The sequence below is a fragment of the bacterium genome (assembly GCA_026398675.1).
In the GTDB taxonomy this organism is placed as follows: domain Bacteria; phylum RBG-13-66-14; class RBG-13-66-14; order RBG-13-66-14; family RBG-13-66-14; genus RBG-13-66-14.
Map to the genome: position 1 here is coordinate 12,222 of JAPLSK010000189.1, position 4,377 is coordinate 16,598.

The window sequence follows — 4,377 nt, forward strand, 5'->3', positions numbered from 1 at the left end:
CTTCTGGCGGTGAAGGGCTCGACCATCGTGCAGGAGTACCTGGTCAACCAGATTCAGGAGGTTTACCGGCTTCAGGGGGTCTCCATCAACGACAAGCACATGGAGGTCATCGTCCGCAAGATGCTCCGCCGGGTGCAGATAGACGACATCGGCGACACGCGCTTCCTTCCGGGCGAGCTGGTGGACCGCCACGCCTACCGGGACGAGAACCGGGCCGTCATCGAGGAGGGGGGAAGACCGGCCACCGCCCATCCCGTGCTTCAGGGAATCACCAAGGCCAGCCTGTCCACGGTGAGCTTCCTTTCGGCCTCCAGTTTCCAGGACACGACCCGCGTCCTGGCCGAGGCCGCCGTGTCGGGCAAGCGGGACTTCCTCCGCGGCCTGAAGGAGAACGTGCTCGTGGGCCGGCTGATTCCCGCCGGTACCGGCCTGCACTCCGAGAATGTCTATGAAACCGCAGCGGAGGTCAAGTATCGGGAGCCGCAGGATGAGGTGGAGAAGGCGCCCGGAGGAACGGCCCTCCAGTTCGAGGTATTCGACGGGTCATCCGATGTGCCCGACGAGGAGGAGACCGAGGTCGAAAAGGTGGAAGGCGAACCGGAGATTCATGAAGAGGGGATTGGGGAGCAGGATTAATTAGCGCGGGCCCGGGGAATCTGATGGGCGTCCGAGTTGCCTTTTTGTCCGCCGAGGAGGTGGCCCGGGCTTAGCCGACCGCGGGTCGGAGGACGGGATGGCTGTACACCGCGTGCTCCGGGCCGAGTTCATCACGAGCGCGGCCTCACCGAGCGGCATCCCGGAACCGGGGGTGCCGGAAATCGCGCTCCTCGGCCGCTCCAACGTGGGCAAGTCCAGCCTCATCAACATCCTGGTCGGCCGGAAGCGTCTGGCCTACCCCAGCTCCACACCGGGCAAAACCCGGCTTTTGAATTTTTACCAGGTCCGGTTGCGCACGGGACGGGGCTTTACAGATCTGTGTCTGGTGGACACGCCGGGTTATGGTTACGCACGGGTGCTGAGGTCCGAACAGGGGCGCTTCGACGAGCTGGCATGCGCCATTCTGGCCGTCTCCCGACCGTCGCGCGCCGGCGTGGTGCAGATTGTGGACGTCCGGCACCCCGGTCTGGAGAGCGATGTCGCCGCCCGGGAGTGGCTGGAGGCCCTGGAGGTTCCCGTCATCGTGGCGGCTACCAAGGCCGATAAGCTCTCCCGCAACCACCTTCAGCATGCCCTGGCCGAGCACCACCGTGCGCTCGGGGTGATGCCCATCCCCTTCTCGGCGGTCACCGGCGCGGGGCGGGAGGAGCTGTGGTCGGCAGCCCTCGAGATGCTCCGGCGCCACGGGGAACTTGACTGAGGGTCTTGGAAGTGCTACAGTAAACAGGCTTTCAACAACCGACTCGCCCCCCGCGGGGTGAAGGGTGGTGTTCGTCATGCCCAGAGCGTTTTGGACTGTACTCGTAGGACTCGTCCTCGCCGGGGCCGCGTCGGCGGATTTTACGGCTATCCTCCAGGAGGACATCACCGAGGACACCGTCTGGGATATCTCCGGTTCCCCGTACGTGGTCTACGGCAACCTGTACGTTACCAACGGGGCCACGCTGCGCATCGAGGACGGCGTCACCGTCCGCTTCGACAAGGTCAGCCATGACGGCGGCCGCTGGGACGGCGCCGAGATAATCGTTATCCACGGCTCGTTGATCGCCGAGGGAACCCCCGGCTGGCCCATCGTCTTCACCTCCAACGAACAGATACCGTTCCCCGGCGACTGGGGTGCCATCGTGGTCGAGGGCGACAACCCGGTGATTCTGGAGAACTGCCGACTCGAGTACGCCAAAGAGGGTCTTCTTCTGTGGAACATGACCGTCAGCGCCTCCATGTCGTCGTCCATAACCGGGCTCGAGATAACCAACTGCTCGGTCCACGGTATCGGCATCGTGGGCGGCACGCCGCCGGACATCTTCGGCTGCACCATCGTGGGAAACGGCTCCGGGCTGCCTTACCAGGGCGGGATCAACCTCATGGACTGCGCGGCCTCCATAAACCAGAACAACCTCTTCGACAACTACCCCTACGACCTGGTGAACGATTCCATCTACAACGTTGACGCCACCGCGAACTGGTGGGATTCCGTGGACGAGATGGTCATCGCCGGGAAAATCTTCGACTTCCACGACCGCAGCGTGCTGGGCGAGGTGGATTTCGTTCCCTTCCTGACCGAGCCCGCGGGGGAAGGCGGCGGCGTGGCCTGGCAGACCTGGGGCCTCATCAAGTCCGCCTACGAGGCTCACTGATCCACACGTCCGGCTGTCGAGGGCGGTCCACCGGGCCGCCTTTTTTAATCCAGACTACAACCGCCGTCGTATTCGGCGCTGTTCAAAGCGGTCCACCGGGCCGCCTTTTTTATCGCGTCTATCACTGCCTCTACAAAAGCAGTAGTGTTCGCCGTCGTTCAAGGCGGTCCACCGGGCCGCCTTTTTCATCCCTTGACAGTCGCCGCCGCTCCCGCTACCATACACTTTGCGGATAAGGAGGGTTTTTGCGCTCACTCTGGTTCATCGTAGTCGCGGCTGCGGCGTTTCTGGCGGCGCTCTGCGCGTGCGGGTCGGAGGAACCGGGGACGACGACGACGGACACGGTCCAGCCGGTCCTCGAGTTCAGCACCATGTACCTCCCGCCGGCCTTCGTCTTGCTTCGGGAGCGGACGGGGGAGTGCACCGACGGCTTGGACGCCCTCGCCGGGCTGGACGCGGAGCTCGTTACCCACGGGGTCGCCCCGGCCGGGCCCCCCTTCATCCACTACCTCGGAAAAGAGGACGACGGTCGCACCCGATACCAAGTCGGTGTGTGCGTGTCGTCCGAAGTCAATCCCTGGGGGGACCTGTCGGCCCAGAACCTGCCCGAGCGGCTCGTCGCCTACCTGGAGACCAGCGGTCCCTACTCCGACTCCCGCGCCTGGGAGCACGAGGAACTGGCCGCCTGGGCCAAGAATGCCGGCTTCGAGATTACCGGCACCGCCTGCGACTACTTCCTGAACTGGGGCACCGAGGGCCTGCCCGAGAGCCTCATGGCCGAGGTGACGCTGCCCATCGCCGTCCCCGAAGAGCCGGAGGAGTAGCGGCCGGTCCCCGGATTACGTAACACAGACGCCCGGTAGGGCGTCTTTTTTACGAACGGTCGTCCCGGCGCGAGGGTGGGGGTTCGCCATACAATTCCCCACGCGGCGGAACCCGCGCGGTCTAAATCCCGGGGGGTGGGTAAGGGGCCGGTTGACTTGAAGGCCCGCCTCTGCTACTTTCACCGCCGTCCATTTCAACCCGGGGGAGCCCCGTGGCCATCCTCATAGAGGAAAACTCCCGCGTCCTGGTCCAGGGCATCACCGGCAAGACCGGCCGCTTCCACGCCTCCCGGATGCACTCCTACGGCACCCGCGTCGTTGCCGGGACCTCCCCCGGCAAGGGTGGGCAGGAAGTGGAAGGGGTGCCGGTCTTCGACACCGCGGCCGAGGCGGTTGAGGCCACCGGGGCCGACGTGAGCGTCCTCTTCCTCCCGGCTCGCTTCGTGCTGGATTCCGCCGTGGAGGCCTGCCGCGCCGGTTTGAGGCTGGTCGTCGTCGTACCCGAGCACATCCCCGTCCACGACATGCTCCGCCTGCGCGAAGAGAGCGAGAAGAGCGGCACCCGGGTCCTCGGGGGCAACACGGCGGGGGTCATCTCGCCGGGCCGCTGCAACGTGGGCATCATCCCGCCGCTGGCCTTCGAGCGGGGCCGCATCGGCACCCTATCCCGTTCCGGCTCCATCACCTACTACATCGCCGACACGCTGACCCGGTCGGGGTACGGCGAGTCCACCTGCGTGGGGATGGGCGGCGACCCGGTGCTGGGCTCGACCTACAACGACCTCCTGCCGCTCTTCGACTTGGACGACGAGACCGACGCCGTGGTCATCACCGGTGAGATAGGCGGGATTTACGAGGAACTGGCCGCTCCGGCCGTCCGGGCGATGAAAAAGCCGGTGGTGGCAATGATCGGCGGCGTCTTCGCCCCGCCCGGAAAGCGCATGGGCCACGCCGGGGCCATCGTCGAGGGGCGGATGGGCACGGCCCGGAGCAAGCTGGAGGCCCTCGAGGGCGCCGGGGCCCGCATCGCCAAAACCTTCGCCGATATCCCCCGCATCCTCGGTGAGCTGGGAATCCGTCCCGCTAACGAGCCCCACATCATCGAGGGCGGCCGCGTCGGCGGCTAGGGTATTCCGACAACACCGATCGGAGGTCGCTTGGGCGAGAAGTGGATCACCAAAATCACCAAGGTCGAGCCGAACCGCTTGACCCTGCGGGGGTACGCCCTCGACGAGCTGATTGGGACCGTCCCCTTCTCC

5 protein-coding genes are annotated in these 4,377 nt (G+C 65.7%); all 5 read left to right on the forward strand.

From position 1 onward, the window contains the following. The coding region (locus tag NTW26_06280; protein ID MCX7021863.1) for a DNA-directed RNA polymerase subunit beta' at nt 1-636 on the forward strand (636 nt) is incomplete at its 5' end. A gap of 97 nt (nt 637-733) precedes the next feature. Further along, nucleotides 734-1,357, forward strand: a complete 624-nt coding sequence (yihA, locus tag NTW26_06285) for a ribosome biogenesis GTP-binding protein YihA/YsxC (GenBank protein ID MCX7021864.1) — start codon at nt 734-736, stop codon at nt 1,355-1,357. A gap of 76 nt (nt 1,358-1,433) precedes the next feature. Continuing rightward, nucleotides 1,434-2,294: a right-handed parallel beta-helix repeat-containing protein gene (locus tag NTW26_06290; GenBank protein MCX7021865.1), complete on the forward strand. Its 861-nt coding sequence runs from the start codon at nt 1,434-1,436 to the stop codon at nt 2,292-2,294. 245 nt (nt 2,295-2,539) lie between these two features. Beyond that, nucleotides 2,540-3,118: a hypothetical protein gene (locus NTW26_06295; GenBank protein ID MCX7021866.1), complete on the forward strand. Its 579-nt coding sequence runs from the start codon at nt 2,540-2,542 to the stop codon at nt 3,116-3,118. A 212-nt stretch (nt 3,119-3,330) separates the two neighbouring features. Further along, nucleotides 3,331-4,245 (forward strand): succinate--CoA ligase subunit alpha, encoded by a 915-nt coding sequence (gene sucD / locus NTW26_06300; GenBank protein ID MCX7021867.1) that lies wholly within the window; start codon nt 3,331-3,333, stop codon nt 4,243-4,245. Nucleotides 4,246-4,377: the final 132 nt, after the last annotated feature.

What these genes read in the sequence shown, in the direction of transcription:
- NTW26_06290 (MCX7021865.1), top strand. Translation starts at nt 1,434, where the DNA reads ATGCCCAGAGCGTTTTGGACTGTACTCGTAGGACTCGTCCTCGCCGGG.
- yihA (MCX7021864.1), top strand. Translation starts at nt 734, where the DNA reads ATGGCTGTACACCGCGTGCTCCGGGCCGAGTTCATCACGAGCGCGGCC.